This is a genomic window from Streptomyces sp. CB02058 (genome assembly GCF_001905505.1).
GTDB lineage: Bacteria > Actinomycetota > Actinomycetes > Streptomycetales > Streptomycetaceae > Streptomyces.
Window position 1 is genome coordinate 232,998 of sequence record NZ_LIPG01000006.1, and the last position, 19,285, is coordinate 252,282.

At 69.5% G+C, this 19,285-nt stretch carries 18 protein-coding genes and 1 pseudogene; 18 read left to right on the forward strand and 1 reads right to left on the reverse strand.

The features are described 5' to 3' along the window. Positions 1 to 165: 165 nt before the first annotated feature. The 6 genes and pseudogenes from arc (at position 166) to prcA (ending at position 5,989) form a co-directional block, all read left to right on the forward strand. The gene (gene arc / locus AMK10_RS29190; RefSeq protein ID WP_033304549.1) at positions 166 to 1,932 is read left to right on the forward strand and encodes a proteasome ATPase; all 1,767 of its coding nucleotides are present in this window, start codon (positions 166 to 168) and stop codon (positions 1,930 to 1,932) included. Positions 1,933 to 2,167: 235 nt separating this feature from the next. Continuing rightward, positions 2,168 to 3,679, forward strand: a complete 1,512-nt coding sequence (gene dop / locus AMK10_RS29195; RefSeq protein ID WP_073751406.1) for a depupylase/deamidase Dop — start codon at positions 2,168 to 2,170, stop codon at positions 3,677 to 3,679. 120 nt (positions 3,680 to 3,799) lie between these two features. After that, positions 3,800 to 4,018 (forward strand): ubiquitin-like protein Pup, encoded by a 219-nt coding sequence (locus AMK10_RS29200; RefSeq protein WP_073751996.1) that lies wholly within the window; start codon positions 3,800 to 3,802, stop codon positions 4,016 to 4,018. A 112-nt stretch (positions 4,019 to 4,130) separates the two neighbouring features. Further along, a pseudogene (locus AMK10_RS38295) lies at positions 4,131 to 4,308 on the forward strand (endonuclease domain-containing protein); the annotation flags it as partial. Then, positions 4,260 to 5,105 carry a proteasome subunit beta gene (prcB, locus tag AMK10_RS29210; RefSeq protein WP_073751407.1) on the forward strand — a complete coding sequence of 282 codons (846 nt, stop codon included), beginning with the start codon at positions 4,260 to 4,262 and terminating at the stop codon, positions 5,103 to 5,105. The pseudogene AMK10_RS38295 and the gene prcB, both read left to right, overlap by 49 nt. Before the next feature lie 56 nt (positions 5,106 to 5,161). Beyond that, positions 5,162 to 5,989 (forward strand): proteasome subunit alpha, encoded by an 828-nt coding sequence (prcA, locus tag AMK10_RS29215; protein WP_073751408.1) that lies wholly within the window; start codon positions 5,162 to 5,164, stop codon positions 5,987 to 5,989. Positions 5,990 to 6,050: 61 nt separating this feature from the next. On the opposite strand, the gene AMK10_RS29220 is transcribed toward prcA, so the two are convergent. Continuing rightward, positions 6,051 to 7,079 (reverse strand): LacI family DNA-binding transcriptional regulator, encoded by a 1,029-nt coding sequence (locus tag AMK10_RS29220; RefSeq protein ID WP_073751409.1) that lies wholly within the window; start codon positions 7,077 to 7,079, stop codon positions 6,051 to 6,053. Positions 7,080 to 7,208: 129 nt separating this feature from the next. On the opposite strand from AMK10_RS29220, the gene AMK10_RS29225 reads away from it, so the two are divergent. The 12 genes from AMK10_RS29225 to AMK10_RS29280 all read left to right on the forward strand — a co-directional run bounded on the left by AMK10_RS29225 (position 7,209) and on the right by AMK10_RS29280 (position 19,237). After that, a complete protein-coding gene (locus AMK10_RS29225) occupies positions 7,209 to 8,468 on the forward strand; it encodes an MFS transporter (RefSeq protein WP_073751410.1) in 1,260 nt (419 codons plus the stop codon). A 9-nt stretch (positions 8,469 to 8,477) separates the two neighbouring features. Beyond that, complete coding sequence (gene pafA / locus AMK10_RS29230; protein ID WP_073751411.1) at positions 8,478 to 9,839, forward strand: Pup--protein ligase; 1,362 nt, start codon at positions 8,478 to 8,480, stop codon at positions 9,837 to 9,839. A 121-nt stretch (positions 9,840 to 9,960) separates the two neighbouring features. After that, positions 9,961 to 10,896, forward strand: a complete 936-nt coding sequence (locus tag AMK10_RS29235; protein ID WP_073751412.1) for an FKBP-type peptidyl-prolyl cis-trans isomerase — start codon at positions 9,961 to 9,963, stop codon at positions 10,894 to 10,896. 43 nt (positions 10,897 to 10,939) lie between these two features. Beyond that, positions 10,940 to 11,314: an FKBP-type peptidyl-prolyl cis-trans isomerase gene (locus tag AMK10_RS29240; protein ID WP_073751413.1), complete on the forward strand. Its 375-nt coding sequence runs from the start codon at positions 10,940 to 10,942 to the stop codon at positions 11,312 to 11,314. A gap of 115 nt (positions 11,315 to 11,429) precedes the next feature. Next, positions 11,430 to 12,383 carry a helix-turn-helix transcriptional regulator gene (locus tag AMK10_RS29245; RefSeq protein WP_073751414.1) on the forward strand — a complete coding sequence of 318 codons (954 nt, stop codon included), beginning with the start codon at positions 11,430 to 11,432 and terminating at the stop codon, positions 12,381 to 12,383. 14 nt (positions 12,384 to 12,397) lie between these two features. Then, entirely contained in the window at positions 12,398 to 13,354 is a 957-nt protein-coding gene (locus tag AMK10_RS29250; RefSeq protein WP_073751415.1) for a helix-turn-helix transcriptional regulator, read from the forward strand. Positions 13,355 to 13,391: 37 nt separating this feature from the next. Further along, the gene (locus AMK10_RS29255) at positions 13,392 to 13,667 is read left to right on the forward strand and encodes a hypothetical protein (RefSeq protein WP_073751416.1); all 276 of its coding nucleotides are present in this window, start codon (positions 13,392 to 13,394) and stop codon (positions 13,665 to 13,667) included. A 20-nt stretch (positions 13,668 to 13,687) separates the two neighbouring features. Continuing rightward, on the forward strand, positions 13,688 to 13,885 hold the full coding sequence (locus tag AMK10_RS29260; protein WP_073751417.1) for a hypothetical protein: 198 nt from the start codon (positions 13,688 to 13,690) through the stop codon (positions 13,883 to 13,885). Between the two features lie 214 nt (positions 13,886 to 14,099). Continuing rightward, positions 14,100 to 14,393: a Sec-independent protein translocase subunit TatA gene (tatA, locus tag AMK10_RS29265; protein WP_073751418.1), complete on the forward strand. Its 294-nt coding sequence runs from the start codon at positions 14,100 to 14,102 to the stop codon at positions 14,391 to 14,393. A 49-nt stretch (positions 14,394 to 14,442) separates the two neighbouring features. Then, positions 14,443 to 15,405 carry a twin-arginine translocase subunit TatC gene (gene tatC, locus AMK10_RS29270; RefSeq protein ID WP_073751419.1) on the forward strand — a complete coding sequence of 321 codons (963 nt, stop codon included), beginning with the start codon at positions 14,443 to 14,445 and terminating at the stop codon, positions 15,403 to 15,405. Between the two features lie 18 nt (positions 15,406 to 15,423). After that, positions 15,424 to 16,314: a diacylglycerol kinase gene (locus tag AMK10_RS29275; RefSeq protein WP_073751420.1), complete on the forward strand. Its 891-nt coding sequence runs from the start codon at positions 15,424 to 15,426 to the stop codon at positions 16,312 to 16,314. A 94-nt stretch (positions 16,315 to 16,408) separates the two neighbouring features. Then, entirely contained in the window at positions 16,409 to 19,237 is a 2,829-nt protein-coding gene (locus AMK10_RS29280) for a DEAD/DEAH box helicase (protein WP_073751421.1), read from the forward strand. The last annotated feature ends 48 nt before the right edge of the window (positions 19,238 to 19,285 follow it).

Genomic DNA, 19,285 nt, shown 5'->3' on the forward strand with positions numbered 1-19,285 from the left:
CGGCGGCTTTCCGGTGGCGAAGGGTGGGTATTCCCTTGGCGTGAGGGAGAGCGCAAGGGTGAAGATCGGACAGAGTCCCGGGTCTTTGTGATCTAGGGGTTTCAATCATCACCCACCCAGGTAGGGTCAGGAAGCGTCCAGCTCCCCTTGGAGGAGGTGAGGACCGTGGCAGCCCACGACGACGACATCAACCGCGGCATCCGGCCCGGGCGGGGGTCAGAAGACCCAGCCGGCCAGGTTGCCTATCTCGAGCAGGAAATCGCCGTCCTGCGACGTAAGCTCGCCGACTCTCCGCGTCATACGAGGATTCTCGAAGAGCGGATCGTCGAGTTGCAGACCAACCTGGCAGGCGTGTCCGCGCAGAACGAGCGGCTCGCCAACACACTCCGGGAGGCCCGCGACCAGATCGTGGCCCTCAAGGAGGAGGTCGACCGGCTCGCACAGCCGCCGGCCGGCTTCGGTGTCTTCCTGCAGGCCAACGAGGACGACACCTGCGACATCTTCACCGGGGGCCGCAAGCTCCGGGTGAACGTCAGCCCCAGCGTCGAGCTCGAAGGCCTCCGGCGAGGCCAGGAAGTCATGCTCAACGAGGCGCTCAACGTGGTCGAGGCCATGGAATTCGAGCGGGCCGGGGACATCGTCACCCTCAAGGAGATCCTCGAGGACGGCGAACGCGCCCTGGTGGTCGGGCACACCGACGAGGAACGGGTGGTGCGGCTCGCCGAGCCGCTGCTGGACATCACCATCCGTCCCGGCGACGCCCTCCTGCTCGAACCCAGGTCCGGCTACGTCTACGAAGTGGTCCCCAAGAGCGAGGTCGAAGAGCTCGTCCTCGAAGAGGTCCCGGACATCGACTACAACAAGATCGGCGGTCTGGGCGACCAGATCGAACTGATCCGCGACGCGGTCGAGCTCCCGTACCTCCACCCGGACCTCTTCAAGGAGCACGAACTGCGTCCGCCGAAGGGCATCCTGCTCTACGGCCCACCGGGCTGCGGCAAGACGCTCATCGCCAAGGCCGTCGCCAACTCGCTGGCCAAGAAGGTCGCCGAGGTCACAGGACAGCCCGCGGGGAAGAGCTACTTCCTCAACATCAAGGGGCCCGAGCTCCTCAACAAGTACGTCGGCGAGACCGAGCGGCACATCCGCCTCGTCTTCCAGCGTGCCCGGGAGAAGGCGAGCGAGGGTACCCCCGTCATCGTCTTCTTCGACGAGATGGAATCCCTCTTCCGCACCCGTGGTTCCGGTGTCAGCTCGGACGTGGAGAACACCATCGTCCCCCAGCTGCTCGCCGAGATCGACGGTGTGGAGGGCCTGGAGAACGTCATCGTCATCGGCGCCTCCAACCGTGAGGACATGATCGACCCCGCGATCCTGCGGCCCGGCCGTCTCGATGTGAAGATCAAGATCGAGCGTCCGGACGCGGAGGCCGCGAAGGACATCTTCGCGAAGTACCTCACGCCCTCGCTGCCGCTTCACTCGGACGACCTGGCGGAGCACACGGGCTCCAAGGAGGCCGCCGCCCACGCGATGATCCAGTCGGTCGTGGAGCGGATGTACACGGAATCCGAGGAGAACCGCTTCCTCGAGGTCACCTACGCGAACGGCGACAAGGAAGTCCTGTACTTCAAGGACTTCAACTCCGGAGCGATGATTCAGAACATCGTGGACCGGGCAAAGAAAATGGCCATCAAGGCATTCCTCGAGCAGGGCCAGAAGGGCCTGCGCGTCTCCCACCTCCTCCAGGCCTGCGTGGACGAGTTCAAGGAGAACGAGGACCTGCCCAACACGACCAACCCGGACGACTGGGCCAGGATTTCCGGCAAGAAGGGCGAGCGGATCGTCTTCATCCGCACGCTTGTCACCGGAAAGCAGGGCGCGGACACCGGTCGCTCCATCGACACGGTGGCAAATACCGGACAGTACCTGTAAAACGCAGACCGGCTGCGGATTCCCGGAAGGGCGTCCGCAGCCGGGCGTTTTCCCGGAAGTCCGGCCACACCCGAACAATGACGTAATTGATCTCCCCACCGGCGCAGAGGCGCTCTAGGCTCTGCGGTACCGCCGAGTCGCGCAGCGCGGGTACGGGCACCGCACGCGTACCGGACCAGCAGCGGTACTTGAGCGCCGCTCCCGGACGGGAGCGCCGCCGGGCAAGGAGGGCCGCATGACCGTACGGCGAGTAATGGGCATCGAGACGGAGTACGGGATCTCCGTCCCCGGTCAACCCAACGCCAATGCCATGCTCACCTCGTCCCAGATCGTCAACGCCTACGCGGCGGCGATGCACCGGGCGCGCCGCGCCCGCTGGGATTTCGAGGAGGAGAATCCGCTGCGCGACGCGCGAGGCTTCGACCTCGCCCGTGAAACCGCGGACTCCAGTCAGCTCACCGACGAGGACATCGGCCTGGCCAATGTCATCCTCACCAACGGTGCGCGGCTGTACGTCGACCACGCGCACCCCGAATACAGCTCACCGGAGATCACCAACCCGCTCGACGCGGTGCTCTGGGACAAGGCCGGCGAGCGGGTGATGGCGGAGGCGGCCGAACGGGCCGCAGCCATCCCCGGCGCCCAGCCGATCCACCTCTACAAGAACAACACCGACAACAAGGGCGCGTCCTACGGCACGCACGAGAACTACCTGATGAAGCGGGAGACCCCCTTCTCGGACATCGTGCGCCACCTGACGCCGTTCTTCGTCTCCCGCCAGGTCGTCACCGGCGCGGGCCGGGTCGGCATCGGCCAGGACGGCCATGAGCACGGCTTCCAGATCAGCCAGCGCGCCGACTACTTCGAGGTCGAGGTCGGCCTGGAGACCACGCTCAAGCGCCCCATCATCAACACCCGCGACGAACCCCACTCCGACGCCGAGAAGTACCGCAGGCTGCACGTGATCATCGGGGACGCGAACCTCTCCGAGATCTCGACCTATCTGAAGCTCGGCACCACCTCGCTCGTGCTGGCCATGATCGAGGACGGCTTCATCAACGTCGACCTGGCCGTCGACCAGCCGGTACGCACCCTGCACCAGGTGTCGCACGACCCCACGCTGAAGCAGCTGGTCACGCTCCGCAGCGGCCGGACACTCACCGCCGTACAGCTCCAGATGGAGTACTTCGAGCTCGGCCGCAAGTACGTCGAGGAGCGGTACGGGGCGGACGCCGACGAGCAGACCAAGGATGTCCTGGCCCGCTGGGAGGACACCCTGAACCGCCTGGAGAACGACCCGATGAGCCTGTCGGGGGAGCTGGACTGGATCGCCAAGCGGGAGCTCATGGAGGGCTACAGGCGCCGCGACGGCCTGGACTGGGACGCCCCCCGCCTTCACCTCGTGGACCTCCAGTACGCCGACGTACGGGCCGACAAGGGCCTGTACAACCGCCTGGCGGCCCGGGGGAAGATCAAGCGCCTGCTCGACGAGAGCGACGTCGAGCGGGCCCGTACGAAGCCGCCCGAGGACACCAGGGCCTATTTCCGGGGCCGCTGCCTGGAGCAGTACGCGGACGACGTCGCCGCGGCCTCCTGGGACTCCGTGATCTTCGACCTGCCCGACCGTGACTCTCTGCAACGGGTGCCCACGATGGAACCGCTGCGGGGTACACGTAGTCACGTCAAGGACCTCCTGGACCGCTGCCGCACGGCGGAAGAGCTGGTCCGGACGCTGACGGGGGGCTGAAAGGCGCTCCGGCTGGGAATCAATCAGATGACCTCCGGACGTTGAGGAAAGTACCGGGCCAATGTCGGACCCCGTAGGTAGGGTCTGATCAAGTGCTTCGAACCGAGCGGGGTGAGCTACATGGCGACCAAGGACACCGGCGGCGGACAGCAGAAGGCGACACGTTCCACCGAGGAGACCGAGGAGCAGGCGCAGGAGGCGCAGGCGTCCGAGGACCTCGCGGAGCGACAGGAGAAGCTCAGCGACGACGTCGACGACGTCCTCGACGAGATCGACGACGTGCTCGAGTCGAATGCCGAGGATTTCGTTCGAAGCTTCGTCCAAAAGGGCGGCGAGTAACAGCCGGAGATCGTGACCGCTCGCCGGCGGATCGCTCCGTCGGCCGGCGCATTCCGTGGGATGTCCCCGCCCCTGCAGGGGCATCCCACGGATGTGCTTCGGCACCCGGGATCATGTTGATCACCGTCACAGGGCGGGTAGGGTCCGTGGCGTACTGCTTCAACTGCAATTCGGCCATCGGCAAGTTGGGGGATGATCCTGACTCCTTGCGCAGGGCCATCGCATACCTGGAGGGAAACGCGTGGAAGCCAACACTCGTAGCACCGGGCGTCTACCAGCTGCCTTCCTGACGCCGGGTTCGTCCTCGTTCATGGACTTCCTGTCCGACCACTCACCCGAGATCCTTCCCGGCAACCGCAGCCTGCCGCCGCTGCAGGGCGCCATCGAGGCGCCGCACGGCACCACGATCGTCGCGGCCTCGTTCCCCGGCGGAGTGGTGCTCGCCGGTGACCGGCGCGCGACCATGGGGAACATGATCGCGCAGCGGGACATCGAGAAGGTGTTCCCGGCCGACGAGTACTCCGCGGTGGGCATCGCCGGCACGGCGGGCCTGGCCGTGGAGATGGTCAAGCTGTTCCAGCTGGAGCTGGAGCACTTCGAGAAGGTCGAGGGCGCCTCCCTCTCCCTGGAGGGCAAGGCCAACCGGCTCTCCACGATGATCCGCAGCAATCTGGCGATGGCCATGCAGGGGCTCGCGGTCGTCCCGCTCTTCGCGGGGTACGACCTCGACCGCGAGAGAGGCCGCATCTTCTCGTACGACGTCACCGGCGGGCGCTCCGAGGAACACGGCTACGCGGCCACCGGCTCCGGCTCCGTCTTCGCCCGTGGATCGATGAAGAAGCTGTACCGCGACGACCTGACGGAGGAGCAGACACTCACCCTGGTCGTGCAGGCGCTGTACGACGCGGCCGACGACGACTCGGCGACCGGCGGTCCCGACGTGGCCCGCAGGATCTATCCGATCGTCACCGTCATCACCGACGAGGGCTTCCGCAAGCTGAACGACACGGAATCCTCGGAGATCGCGCGCGCGATCCTGGAGCGCAGGCTGGAGCAGCCCGACGGCCCGCGCGCCGCGCTTCTCTGACCGGTCCTGATGCTTCTCCGATGCACTCGTCACTGACAGAAAGGGACGGATAGCCGGTGTCGACGCCGTTCTATGTCTCACCCCAGCAGGCCATGGCCGACCGGGCGGAATACGCCCGGAAGGGCATCGCCCGTGGTCGCAGCCTGGTTGTGCTGCAGTACGCCGACGGCATTGTGTTCGTCGGCGAGAACCCGTCCCGCGCGCTGCACAAGTTCAGCGAGATCTACGACCGGATCGGCTTCGCCGCCGCCGGCAAGTACAACGAGTACGAGAACCTCAGGATCGGCGGTGTGCGCTACGCGGACCTGCGCGGCTACACCTACGACCGCGACGATGTGACGGCGCGTGGGCTGGCCAACGTCTACGCGCAGACGCTCGGCACGATCTTCTCCAGCGCGGCCGAGAAGCCGTACGAGGTGGAGCTGGTGGTCGCCGAGGTCGGCGCCGGGCCCGAGGGCGACCAGATCTACCGGCTGCCGCACGACGGCTCGATCGTGGACGAGCACGGCTCGGTCGCGGTCGGCGGCAACGCCGAGCAGATCAGCAGCTTCCTGGACCAGCGCCACCGCGACGGGATGTCGCTCGCCGAGGCGCTGAAGCTGGCCGTGCAGGCCCTGTCCCGGGAGGCCAACGGCAACGAGCGGGAGATCCCCGCCGAGCGGCTCGAGGTCGCGGTGCTGGACCGCACACGGCCGCAGCAGCGCAAGTTCAAGCGGATCGTCGGACGGCAGCTGGCACGGCTGCTGGAAGCGGACGGCGCCGGGGCCACCCCGACGGACGCTCCGTCCGACACGGAGGAACCGGAGGGCACCACGGCCCCCGGGACCGGGACCGACACCCCGGCGAAGGGCGCCGACGGCACGGACGGGTCCGGCAAGGAGTAGCCGGTTCCACGACGGCTCGTGACGATGCCCCCGGACGCGCACCGCGCGTCCGGGGGCATCGTCACGCGGTGGGCGCGGGCGCGGTGGAGCCGCGTACCACCAGCTCCACCGGGAGATCGCGGTGCTCCTCCGGCAGGCCCTCCAGGACCGCCAGCAGCGCCGTCATGCCCCGCTCGCCGACCTGCTCGGCGGGGAGGCGCACGGTGGTGAGCTCGGGCTCCACCGCCGTCGCGAGCGCCAGGTCGTCGAAGCCCGTCACGGAGATGTCGTCGGGCACCCGCAGCCCCCGCCGGCGTACCGCCTTGCAGGCGCCGGCCGCCAGGATGTCGTCGTCGCAGACGATCGCCGTCGGCCGCGGGCCGGGAGAGGCCAGAAGCGCCTCGACCGCCTCCCGCCCCGCCCCGACGTCCAGCGGGGCCGTGACGGTGCGCAGAACGGCTCCCGGGACGTCCCGGGCGGCCTCCCGCAGGGTCCGGGCGCGCACCGCGAAGGTCCAGGTCTCCACGGCGGACGCCAGATGGACGATCCGGCGGTGGCCGAGGTCCAGCAGATGCCCCGCCACCTGGCGCATGCCGTCCGCGATGTCGAGGTTCACCCGGGCCGCCGCGCCGCGGTCCCCCGGGTCGCTGTCCAGCATCACCAGCGGCAGGCCGGTCTCCCGCAGCGCGCCGAGGGCGCCGGTGGCCATCGAGGACGCGATCACCCCGTCGAGGGCGGCGCTGGCGGAGGCGAACGGGTCCCTGGCGGGGCCTGTGCCGTCCGGGGAGGGGTAGAGGACCACGCCGAAGTCGTGCTCGGCCGCCACGGCGGCGGCGCCGGTGTAGACCCGGGCGAAGAACTCGTTGGTGAGCGCCGGGACCACCAGAAGGGCCGTGCGCGTGCGGCCCAGCCGGAGGCTCCGGGCGGCGAGGTTCGGCCGGTAGCCGAGCTCACGGGCACTGCGGCGCACCCGCTCGGCGGTCGTCGCGGAGACCCGCCCGCGCCATTTGTCGCCGAGCACGAGGGAGACCGTGGCCTGGGAGACGCCCGCGGCCCGTGCCACGTCTCGGCTGGTGGGCCGGGGTGGGGCGGGCTGCCGCGCGCTGCTCACTCGTGCCTCCGTGCTGCCGTTCGGGGATGTCGCGGGATGGACTCGCGGACTGCCCACATGGTACGTATGGACACTGAAGTTATACGTAAAACCCCGAGGCTGTGACTCCGTCGGGGGAGAGGGGCGGACATGGCCGCGGGATATCTGGACATCCTCCGGACGCGGCACGCCGCCCGGCTGCTGGCCGGGACGCTGGTGGGGAGGCTGCCGAACGGCACCGCCCACATCGCGATCGTGCTGTTCACGAGGGCCGAGGGCGGCAGCTACACCCTGGCCGGAGCCCTCGCGGCGGCGTACGGCCTCGCCACGGCCGTGGGTCAGCCCCTGCTCGGCCGGGCCGTGGACCTCCACGGCCAGCCGCGCGTCCAGCTCCCCGCCGCGGTCGTCTCGGCGCTCGGCATGGCCGCGCTGGCCCTGCTGGGCCTCGGCTCGCTCCCGGCGGCGTACGCGGCGGTCGTCGTGGCCGGCGTCTTCACGCCACCGCTGGAGGGCGGGCTGCGTGCCCTGTGGCCGACGGTCCTCGGCCGGGAGGACCGGGTGCACCGGGCGTACGCCATGGACGCGGTGGCCCAGGAGGTCATGTTCACCGTCGGGCCGCTCCTCGTGACCGTCCTGGTGTCGCTCTGGTCACCCGCCGCCGCCCTTCTGGTCATCAACGCCATCGGAGTCCTGGGGGCGCTGTCCGTCGTCCTGTCCGAGCCCTCCAGGGCCTGGCGCTCGGCACCCCGCGAGGCGCACTGGCTCGGCGCCCTGCGCTCCCCGGGACTGCTCGCCCTGCTCGGGGCCTTCTTCTTCGTCGGGCTCGCCCTCGGCTCGATCACCGTGGCCGGTGTCGCCTACGCCGACGACCACGGCCGGGAGTCCGTGTACGGCTGGCTGATGGCCGCGCTCGGCCTCGGCGCGCTGATCGGCGGAGCGGTGTACGGGGCGCGGCAGTGGGCCGGGGCGCCCGAACGGAGGCTGCGGGTCATCGTCGCGCTCCTGGCCCTGGGCTACCTGCCGTTGACGCTGACGCCCGGGGTGCCCGCCATGACCGCGCTGGCGGCACTGGCCGGAGTGTTCCTCGCGCCCGCGATCGCCTGCTCGTTCATCGTCGTGGACCGGCACACCCCGCGGGGCACGGTGACCGAGGCCTTCTCCTGGCTCGTGACGACCTTCGGCGTGGGGGCGGCGGCCGGAACGGCGGTGGCGGGCCCGGCCGTCGAGCTCGGCGGGACGGCGTGGAGTTTCGCCGTGGCGGGGGCCGGTGGAGTGGCGGCGCTGCTGGTTCTGCTGGCCACCGGAAGGGTCCTCGCAGCTCCCGGCCGTACGCCCGCGGTTGTGGCCGGTTCGGAAAATGATCGAAACGGTGCTGCCGAACCCGGTTTCAGCTCAGGCCATAAGGCGTAATGTTCAGTCATGGACCGCCGCATTTTCGGGCTGGAGAACGAGTACGGCGTCACGTGCACGTTCAGGGGACAGCGCCGACTGTCACCTGACGAAGTGGCGCGCTACCTCTTCCGCCGTGTTGTGTCATGGGGCCGCAGCAGCAATGTCTTCCTGCGGAACGGCGCCCGCCTGTACCTCGACGTGGGATCGCATCCGGAATACGCGACACCCGAATGCGACAACGTGACCGAACTGGTCACGCACGACAAGGCCGGCGAACGCATTCTCGAAGGACTGCTCGTCGACGCCGAACGCCGCCTGCACGAGGAGGGAATCGCGGGCGACGTCTATCTCTTCAAGAACAACACCGACTCGGCTGGAAACTCCTACGGATGCCATGAGAACTACCTCGTGGCCCGGCACGGAGAATTCTCCCGGCTCGCGGACATCCTCATTCCGTTCCTCGTCACCCGTCAGCTGATCTGCGGTGCCGGCAAGGTGCTGCAGACGCCGCGCGGCGCCGTGTACTGCGTCAGCCAGCGGGCCGAGCACATCTGGGAGGGCGTCAGTTCCGCGACGACGCGCTCCCGTCCGATCATCAACACCAGGGACGAACCCCACGCCGACGCGGAGCGGTACCGCCGCCTCCACGTCATCGTCGGTGACTCCAACATGTCCGAGACGACCATGCTCCTCAAGGTCGGCGCCACCGACCTGGTGCTGCGCATGATCGAGGCGGGCACGGTGATGCGCGACCTGACCCTGGAGAACCCGATCCGGGCCATCCGCGAGGTCAGCCACGACATCACGGGACAGCGCAAGGTCCGTCTCGCCAGCGGCCGGGAGGCCTCGGCCATCGAGGTCCAGCGGGAGTACTACGAGAAGGCGGTCGACTTCGTCGAGCGCCGCGGCATCCGCACCGGCACGGTGGACCAGGTCCTGGAGCTCTGGGGCCGCACCCTGGACGCCATCGAGGCCGAGGACCTCGACCGGATCGGCACCGAGATCGACTGGGTCATGAAGTACAAGCTCATCGAGCGGTACCGGGCCAAGCACAACATGACCATGTCGAACCCGAGGGTCGCTCAGATAGACCTCGCCTACCACGACATCCACCGGCGCCGCGGGCTCTACTACCTGCTGGAGCGCAAGGGGCAGGCCACCCGCATCTGCAACGACCTGAAGATCTTCGAGGGCAAGTCCGTGCCCCCGCAGACGACCAGGGCGCGGCTGCGCGGCGACTTCATCCGCCGGGCCCAGGAGCAGCGGCGGGACTTCACCGTCGACTGGGTGCACCTCAAGCTCAACGACCAGGCGCAGCGCACCGTGCTGTGCAAGGACCCCTTCCGTTCCGTCGACGACCGGGTGGAGAAGCTGATCGCCGGCATGTGATCCGGGACGTGAATGTCCCACCCTGCACGCGACCGGGCCCCGTACGTTCCTCGTACGGGGCCCTTCGCTCGGCCTAGAGTGTCGGGGACCATTCACGTGTCGTCTGAGATCTGAGGAACCAGTGCGCCGACTTGCCGGCCTTCTCGTTGTCCCCCTACTGCTGCTGTCCGCAGTGGCATGCGGCGACGACAAGGCCTCCGACTCCGCCTCGTCCGAGAACGGCGTTCCCGCGATCACCGCGGGAGCGAAGTTCGGCGAGAAGCCCACCCTGTCGAAGGGCGAAGGTGACCCACCCAAGGAACTGAAGACCGAAGTCATCAGTGAGGGTGACGGCGCGAAGCTCAAGAACGGCGACGCGATCCAGGTGAACTACCTCGGGCAGGCGTGGGACTCCGCCAAGCCGTTCGACAACAGCTTCGACCGCGGGCAGCCCTTCGACCTGACGCTCGGTGCGGGCATGGTCATCCAGGGCTGGGACAAGGGCCTCGTGGGCCAGAAGGTCGGCAGCCGCGTCGAGCTGGTCATCCCGCCGGACCTCGGTTACGGCGAGCAGGGCCAGGGCGACATCAAGCCCAACGCCACCCTCGTCTTCGTCGTCGACATCGTGAAGGCCACGCAGATCCCGGCCTCCGCCGAGGGCACCCCCGTCGCGCAGGACAACATCGACCTGCCCAAGGTCGGCACCAAGACGGACGGCAAGGCCCCCACGGTCACGATCCCCAAGAGCGATCCGCCGAAGAAGCTGGTCTCCAACTACATCCTCGAGTCCAAGGGTGAGGTCATCAAGGAGACCGACAGCGTCGTCGTGAACTACGTGGGTCTGCTCTGGAAGGACAGCAAGGCCTTCGACAGCACCTACGAGGCGGGCAAGACCCAGACCTTCCCGCTCGCCCAGGTCACCCTCAAGGGGCTGAAGAACGGTCTGGTCGGCAAGAAGGTCGGCAGCCGTGTGCTGCTCGTCATCCCGCCGGACCAGGGCTTCGGTGACGAGGCGCAGCAGACCGTCCCCGCCAAGTCCACTCTCGTGTTCGCGGTGGACCTCCTGGCAAAGATGTAAGACTGTCCCGGTTGCGCAGTTCATCATTCAGAGGAGCAAGTCAGTGAGCATCGAGAAGCCCGAGATCGACTTCCCGGGTGGCGAGCCGCCGGCCGACCTGGAGATCAAGGAGATCTGGGAGGGCGACGGACCGGTGGCTCAGGCGGGCCAGACCGTCTCCGTGCACTACGTCGGCGTGGCGTTCTCCACCGGCGAGGAATTCGACGCCTCGTGGAACCGCGGCACCCCGCTGCAGTTCCAGCTCGGTGCCGGTCAGGTCATCCAGGGCTGGGACAAGGGTGTCCAGGGCATGAAGGTCGGCGGCCGTCGCCAGCTGACCATCCCCGCGCACCTCGCCTACGGCGACCGCGGTGCCGGCGGCGGCGCCATCGCGCCGGGTGAGACGCTGATCTTCGTCTGCGACCTCGTCGGCGTCTGATCCGTCCGTCTACAGCAGTCAGGGCCCGTGCCGCAAGGCACGGGCCCTCGCTTTGGCCCGGACACCCCGGGGCGGTACGGTCGACGGTCACGGAGCACGTCGAGAAAGGGCGTCGATGGCGATTGCCAAGGCCGAACGGCTGATGAACCTGGCACTGTGCCTGCTGGGTACCCGGCGCCCGCTCAGCAAGCGCGAGCTCCGCGGGTCCATCGAGGCCTATCTGGAGGCGGGCTCCGACGAGTCCTTCAACCGGATGTTCGAGCGCGACAAGGACGATCTGCGCGAACTCGGCCTGGTCATCGAGACCGTGGAGAACCTGGACGGCGACACCGGCTACCTCGCGCGCCGCGACAGCAACCGGCTGCCCCCCATCACCCTGGACGCCGAGGAGGCAGCCGCCCTCGGGCTGGCCGCCAAGGTCTGGCAGCAGGCGAGGCTCGCCGGAGCCGCCAGCGGCGCCCTGCAGAAGCTGCGTGCCGCCGGGATGCCCGTGGCCGAGGACGCCTACGAGCCGCACAGCGCCCTCGAACCCCGCATCCCGGTCCACGAGGCCGCCTTCGAACCACTGATGCTCGCCTGCCGGGACCGCCGCCCGGTCACCTTCGACTACCGCAAGGGCAATGCCGCACGGCCCGAGCAGCGCCAGGTCGAACCCTGGACGCTCGAATGCTGGCGCGGCCACTGGTACCTCGCCGGATGGGACCGCGACCGGGGCGCCGAGCGTGTCTTCAGGCTGTCCCGGATCTCGGGCCGCGTCCGCTCCCGTGCCGGCGCCTTCACGGCCCGGGTGCCCGACGCCGTCACCGTCCGTGAGACCGTCGAGAGCTGGGCGGGGGAGACCGCGACCAGGACCGCCCGCATCAGGCTCCGTACCGGCTCCGGCTACCCGCTGCGCTCCCGCGCCATATCGGTACGGGAACTCGGTGACGGCTGGGACGAGTTGGAGATTCCGTACGGGCACGGGCTGGACGCCTGGCTCGTGGAGTTCGGCCCCGACGTGATCGTCAGCGAACCGGCCGATCTGCGGGCCGATGTGATGGACCGGCTGCGCGCCGTGGCCAAGGACTGAGGGGAGCCGCGACCGTGGCCACGAACGCCATCGACCAGACCCGGCGGATGCTCTCCCTGGTGACGTATCTCCGTGAGCGCCCCGGCGCACACGTGCAGGACGTGGCCCGGGCCTTCGGGATCACCGAGGACGAGCTGATCTCCGACCTCGACGTGCTTCCCATGTGCGGGACCAGCTTCCGCGGCGGGGACCTGCTGGACATCGACACCGACGGCGACCGGATCTGGTGGCACAACCCGGACGACGTCGCCGAGCCCCTGAGGCTCGCCGCCGACGAGGCGACCGCGCTGCTCGTCGCCGCCCGTGCCGTCGCCACCCTCCCCGGCCTGCGGGAGAGCGACCGGCAGGCACTGGTGCGGGCGACCGCGAAGCTGGAGACGGCGGCCGGCGAGGTGGGTGCCGCCAGCTCGCGGCTCTCGGTCACCTTCGAGTCCGAGGGCGGTGTCTTCGCCGACGTGGACCGGGCGATCTCCGAGCGGCGCAGACTCTGGCTGCGCTACTACTCGCCCGCCCGCGACGAGCTGACCGAGCGCGAGGTGGACCCGATCCGGCTCTTCGCAGTCGGGCACACCTATATGGAGGGCTGGTGCCGGCTCACCGAGGCCCGGCGTACGTTCCGGCTCGACCGGGTCGCCGAGATCAGGCTCCTCGACGCCCCGTCCGCCCCGCCCGAGCTGGAGCTGCGCGATCTCTCGGAAGGGCTCGTCCAGCCGGCGGCCGAGGACCCGGAGGTCGTGATCGAGGTCGGCCCCGGCGGCCGGTGGGTCGCCGAGTACTACCCGCACGACAGCGCGGAGGAGCTGCCCGACGGCGGCCTGCGGATCACGCTGCGCACCCCCGACCCGGCCTCCCTGCGCAGGCTCGCCCTGCGGCTGGGCGGCGAAGGCCGCATCACCGCGCCCGAGGAGCTGGCCGAGAGCGCCCGGCTGGCCGCGCGTGAGGCACTGGCCGCCTACGACGGCGCTCTCTGAGAGGCGGCCACCGGTGCACCGAGGAGACAGACGTCACATGACCGCGATATCGAGCACCCGGACCGGACCCGTTCCCGCCCCGGTGCCCGCCGCCGTACGGTTCCGGGCCGCTTGCCCTGACTGCCGTGAGCGGTTCGAGCTCCCGTCGGCCGCGCTGCGCCTGGCGATAGGAGCCAGCCGGCGTACGACCTTCTACTCCTTCACCTGCCCCGCGTGCGGCTCCGCGGTCCGCAAGCCGGCCGGGGAGCGCATCATCGAACTCCTCAGCGGCGGAGGCGTGCGGACGCTGCGTCTGCACACCGCGCTGGGGTAACGAGACACCGAGGACCGCACATGTTCTGGCCCATGCTCGCCATCGCCCTGGGATTCGCCGGCCTGGCCGTGCTCGGGGTGCTGGCCGTCAAGGTCTACGTCGAGGCACAGCGGCTCGCCGGTCAGGTCACCGAGACCACACGGCGGATCAACCGAGCGGCGGAGGATCTCGAACGAGCGGCGACCACCCTCTCCGATACCGGTGAGGCCCTGAGATAGCGGAGCGCGGCCTCCAGATTCACTGGTTCGGGGGGTACGCTGCTTGAGCGGCCCAGGCAGGGAGGTGTGGGCCGCAATCGGGAGTACGCACGGGCATTGCCTCGTGTTTACCCCTGCGGGTTACGATCGCTGCCAGCGCGAAGGTCGGACATGTGTCCGTTCGAACGGGCGGCGAGCCCACCCTCCAGACGCCTCAGTGAGAAGGAAGTCGCACATGATCGGCAATCTGAAGCCCCTCGAGATCGTTCTGATCATCGCTGTCATCCTGCTGCTCTTCGGTGCCAAGAAGCTTCCCGACATGGCGCGTTCGCTCGGCAAGTCGGCCCGCATCCTCAAGAGCGAGGTCAAGGCCATGAAGAAGGACGACGCGGAAGCCGCGGCGCCCACCACGGAGACCGTGGCGGACACCACCCCGCCCGCGACCACCGCGCGCACGATCCAGGCCGCCCCGGGAGACGTCACCAGCTCCCGCCCGGTCAGCGAGGCCAAGCCCACCACCCAGAGCTGACAGCTGATCCGCACCACCGGAAGCTGCCGCACGAGACGAGGGAAGTGGGTTGCTCAAGTCTGCCCGCAAGCAGGAGAAGGACGACGAGGGGCGGATGCCCCTCCTCGATCACCTGCGTGAGCTGCGCAACCGGCTGCTGAAGTCGGTCCTGGCGATCGTCGTCGCCGTGATCGTGGCAGCGTTCTTCCAGAAGGAAATCTTCGAGTTCCTGATGAAGCCGATCCTTGACTCGGTCGGCTGCAAGAACGGTGCCGTGACCATGGTCAACGGTCGGCCCTGCGCGGAGATGACCACCAACGGTCTGCTGTCGCCCTTCACCATCGCGCTGAAGGTGTCCCTGATGGCGGGCGTGCTGGTGGCCACGCCCGTGTGGCTGTACCAGCTGTGGGCGTTCGTCGCCCCGGGTCTGCACAAGCAGGAGAAGCGCTACTCGATGGCGTTCGTCGCGGCGGGCGTCCCGCTCTTCGTCGGCGGCGCCTACCTCGCGTACTCGATCCTTCCGCAGACCGCCGAGATCATGCTCGGCTTCACGCCGGACAACGTGAAGAACCTGCTGCCCCTCGACGACTTCCTGGACCTGATCACCCGCATGGTGATCGTCTTCGGGCTCGCCTTCGAACTGCCGCTGCTGCTCATCCTGCTCAACATGACCGGCGTGCTGTCCGGTGTCCGCATGCTGCGCTGGTGGCGCGGGATGATCGTGGGCCTCACCGCCTTCGCGGCCATCGCCACTCCCGGTGGCGAGCCCATCTCGATGCTGCTGCTGGCGGGTCCGCTGGCCGTGCTGTACTTCATCGCGGTCGGTGTCTCCCTGCTCAACGACAAGCGCAAGCAGCGTGCCAACCCCGACGCCGAGCTCGACGACGACGAGGCTTCGCGCCTGGACCTCACCCCCGAGGCCGTCGGCGCGGTCGAACCGGTCTCCTCCCGCCCGGCCCTGCCCGAGCAGGCGGACGGCGAAGCGGACGGCGGGCGTTCCCACCGGCTCAACGGTTACGACGACATCACCTGACCTTGTAAGGTCCGGCGGGTGACCAGCGAGATCACCCTCTTCGTCAATCCCACCGCGGGAAGCGGCCGGGGCGCGCGTGCCGCGCAGCCGGCCGCTTCCGCTTTGCGGGACGCCGGATTCTCCGTACGGACGGTGCTCGGCGAGGACGCCGACGACGCGCTGCGGCGCGCCCGGGAGGCGGTCGCGGGCGGGACCGGGGCACTGATAGCCGTGGGCGGGGACGGCATGATGTCCCTCGCCCTCCAGGCCGTCGCCGGGACCGACACCCCGCTCGGCGCCGTGGCCGTCGGCACCGGCAACGACTTCGCCCGCGCCCTCGGGCTCCCCGTCCGCGATCCGGCCGCCGCCGGTCGGCTCGCCGCCGAGGCGCTCAAGGCGGGAACGGCGCGCACGATCGACCTGGGCAGGGTCGGGGAGCGCTGGTTCGGCTCCGTGCTCGCCTCCGGCTTCGACTCACGGGTCAACGACCGGGGGAACCGGATGCGCTGGGTCGGCGGACGCTTCAAGTACGACCTGGCCATCCTCGCCGAGCTGGCGGCGTTCAAGCCCGTCCCGTACCGCCTGCGGCTGGACGGCGGCCCGGTGCGCGAGATCGAGGCGACGCTGATCGCGGTCGGGAACGGGACCACCTACGGCGGCGGCATGCGGATCTGCGCCGACGCCCTCATGGACGACGGCCTCTTCGACGTGACCGTGGTCGGCGACTGCAGCAGGACCACCCTGCTCAAGGTCTTCCCGAAGGTGTACAAGGGCACGCACCTCGGGCACCCCAAGGTCACCGTGCACCGGGTCTCCTCGATCGAGCTGGCCGCCGCGGGGGTCACGGCCTACGCGGACGGCGAACCGCTGGGCGCGCTGCCGCTCACCGCCACCTGCGTACCCGGCGCGGTCAGGGTCCTCGTACCCTGAGACACCGGGGTCCGGGAGCCGGGACCGACGGTCCTTGCACCATGAATTAAAGATCGGGCTGACTGTCATACGAGGCGGGTAGGCTCGTATCAAGATGACAGAGGACCTCTCACCAGCTGAGCGATACCAGGCGTCCCGGGTCCGTGCGGCCGAGCGGGCCACGGCTCTCGCGCCCTTCCGCGACATGTACGAATTCGGGCTGGATCCGTTCCAGATCGAGGCATGCAAGGCCCTGGAGGCGGGCAAGGGGGTGCTGGTCGCCGCCCCCACCGGTTCGGGCAAGACGATCGTCGGTGAATTCGCCGTGCACCTGGCCCTGCTGCAGGGCCGCAAGTGCTTCTACACGACGCCCATCAAGGCCCTGTCCAACCAGAAGTTCACCGATCTCGTCCGGCGTTACGGCGCGGACAAGGTCGGTCTGCTGACCGGTGACAACAGCGTCAACGCGGACGCGCCGGTGGTCGTCATGACCACCGAGGTCCTGCGCAACATGCTGTACGCGGGCTCCCAGTCGCTCACCGGCCTCGGCTATGTGGTCATGGACGAGGTGCACTACCTCTCCGACCGCTTCCGGGGTGCCGTGTGGGAGGAAGTGATCATCCACCTGCCGGAGTCGGTGACCCTGGTGTCCCTGTCGGCGACGGTGTCCAACGCCGAGGAGTTCGGCGACTGGCTGGACACCGTGCGCGGCGACACGCAGGTGATCGTCTCCGAGCACCGCCCCGTGCCGCTGTGGCAGCACGTCATGGCCGGGCGGCGGATGTACGACCTCTTCGAGGAGGAGACGGACCACGGCGGCAGGGGCACCGGCCGGCGGGAGGTCAGCCCGGATCTCGTGCGCCTCGCCCGGATGGAGAACCAGCGCGGGTACAACCCGCGCGAGCGTCGGCGCGGGAAGATGGTGCGCGAGGCGGACCGCGAGCGCGAGCGCCGTCAGCGCAGCCGCATCTGGACCCCCTCCCGGCCCGAGGTCATCGACCGCCTCGACGCCGAGGGGCTGCTGCCCGCCATCACCTTCATCTTCAGCCGGGCCGGCTGCCAGGCGGCCGTGCAGCAGTGCCTCCAGGCCGGGCTGCGGCTCAACGACGAGGACAAGCGCACCCTGGTGCGGGAGATCGTCGAGGAACGCACGGCGTCGATCCCGCCCGAGGACCTCCACGTCCTCGGCTACTACGAGTGGCTGGAGGGCCTGGAGCGGGGCATCGCCGCGCACCACGCCGGGATGCTGCCGACCTTCAAGGAGGTCGTGGAGGAGCTGTTCGTCCGGGGCCTGGTCAAGGCGGTCTTCGCGACCGAGACACTGGCGCTCGGCATCAACATGCCCGCGCGCTCCGTGGTGCTGGAGAAGCTCGTCAAGTGGAACGGCGAGCAGCACGCCGACATCACCCCCGGCGAGTACACGCAGCTGACCGGGCGGGCGGGGCGCCGCGGCATCGACGTCGAGGGCCACGCGGTCGTCCTGTGGCAGCGGGGCATGGACCCCGGCGCGCTCGCCGGGCTCGCCGGTACGCGTACGTATCCGCTGCGGTCCAGCTTCCGCCCGTCGTACAACATGGCGGTCAACCTCGTGCAGCAGTTCGGCCGGCACCGGTCGCGCGAGCTGCTCGAGACCTCCTTCGCGCAGTTCCAGGCCGACCGGTCCGTCGTCGGGATCTCCCGCCAGGTCCAGCGCAACGAGGAGGGGCTCGCCGGTTACAAGGAGGGCATGACCTGCCACCTCGGGGACTTCGAGGAGTACGCGCGGCTCCGCCGCGACCTCAAGGACCGCGAGACGGACCTGGCCAAGCAGGGCGCGGCCCAGCGGCGCGCGGCGGCCGCCGCCTCCCTGGAGAAGCTGAAGCCCGGTGACGTCATCCACGTGCCCACCGGCAAGTTCGCCGGGCTCGCCCTGGTCCTCGACCCGGGTCTGCCCGCGGGCCGGACCAACGGCCACCGCGGGCTGGAGTACCACGACGGACCGCGCCCCCTGGTGCTCACCGCGGAGCGGCAGGTCAAGCGGCTGGCCGGCATCGACTTCCCGGTGCCGGTCGAGGCGCTGGAGCGGATGCGGGTGCCCAAGTCCTTCAACCCGCGCTCCCCGCAGTCCCGCCGTGACCTGGCGTCGGCGCTGCGGAGCAAGGCGGGCCACATCGACCCGGGACGCCACCGCAAGCAGCGGGCCGCGGCGGCCGACGACCGGGAGATCGCCCGGCTGCGCACGGAGCTGCGCGCCCACCCCTGCCACGGGTGCGACGAACGCGAGGACCACGCCCGCTGGGCGGAGCGGTACCACCGCCTGCAGCGGGACACCCGGCAGCTGGAGAACCGCATCGAGGGCCGGACGAACACCATCGCCCGGACCTTCGACCGCATCGTCGCGCTCCTGACCGAGCTCGACTACCTGCGGGGCAACGAGGTCACCGACAACGGCAGGCGGCTGGCCCGGCTCTACGGCGAGCTCGACCTGCTGGCCAGCGAGTGCCTGCGCGAACGCGTCTGGGAGGGGCTCAACCCCGCCGAGCTCGCGGCCTGTGTCTCCGCCCTGGTCTACGAGGCGCGCCAGGCGGACGACGCCGTGGCGCCCAAGCTGCCCTCCGGGCCGGCGAAGGTCGCGATGGGCGAGATGGTCCGCATCTGGGGCCGGCTCGACGCCGTCGAGGAGGACTTCAAGATCAGCCAGACGGAAGGGGTCGGCCAGCGCGAACCCGACCTCGGCTTCGCCTGGGCGGTCTACATGTGGGCCTCGGGCCGCACGCTGGACGAGGTGCTCCGCGAGGCGGAGATGCCGGCCGGCGACTTCGTGCGGTGGTGCAAGCAGGTCATCGACGTGCTCGGCCAGATCGCGGCCGCCGCACCCCGGGACGGGAGTTCCGTCGCGAAGAACGCCCACAAGGCCGTCGACGCGGTGCTGCGGGGCGTGGTCGCGTACAGCTCGGTGGGCTGAGCGGGACCGGGGGACGAGGTGGGCCGACGAGTGGCCACAGGCGGAGTG

Bases quoted from the DNA above. Each gene is read 5' to 3' on its own strand.
- dop (WP_073751406.1), top strand. From the start codon at position 2,168: ATGACCGTACGGCGAGTAATGGGCATCGAGACGGAGTACGGGATCTCC.
- AMK10_RS29200 (WP_073751996.1), top strand. From the start codon at position 3,800: ATGGCGACCAAGGACACCGGCGGCGGACAGCAGAAGGCGACACGTTCC.
- AMK10_RS29225 (WP_073751410.1), top strand. From the start codon at position 7,209: ATGGCCGCGGGATATCTGGACATCCTCCGGACGCGGCACGCCGCCCGG.
- pafA (WP_073751411.1), top strand. From the start codon at position 8,478: ATGGACCGCCGCATTTTCGGGCTGGAGAACGAGTACGGCGTCACGTGC.
- AMK10_RS29245 (WP_073751414.1), top strand. From the start codon at position 11,430: ATGGCGATTGCCAAGGCCGAACGGCTGATGAACCTGGCACTGTGCCTG.
- AMK10_RS29255 (WP_073751416.1), top strand. From the start codon at position 13,392: ATGACCGCGATATCGAGCACCCGGACCGGACCCGTTCCCGCCCCGGTG.
- AMK10_RS29260 (WP_073751417.1), top strand. From the start codon at position 13,688: ATGTTCTGGCCCATGCTCGCCATCGCCCTGGGATTCGCCGGCCTGGCC.
- tatA (WP_073751418.1), top strand. From the start codon at position 14,100: ATGATCGGCAATCTGAAGCCCCTCGAGATCGTTCTGATCATCGCTGTC.
- AMK10_RS29280 (WP_073751421.1), top strand. From the start codon at position 16,409: ATGACAGAGGACCTCTCACCAGCTGAGCGATACCAGGCGTCCCGGGTC.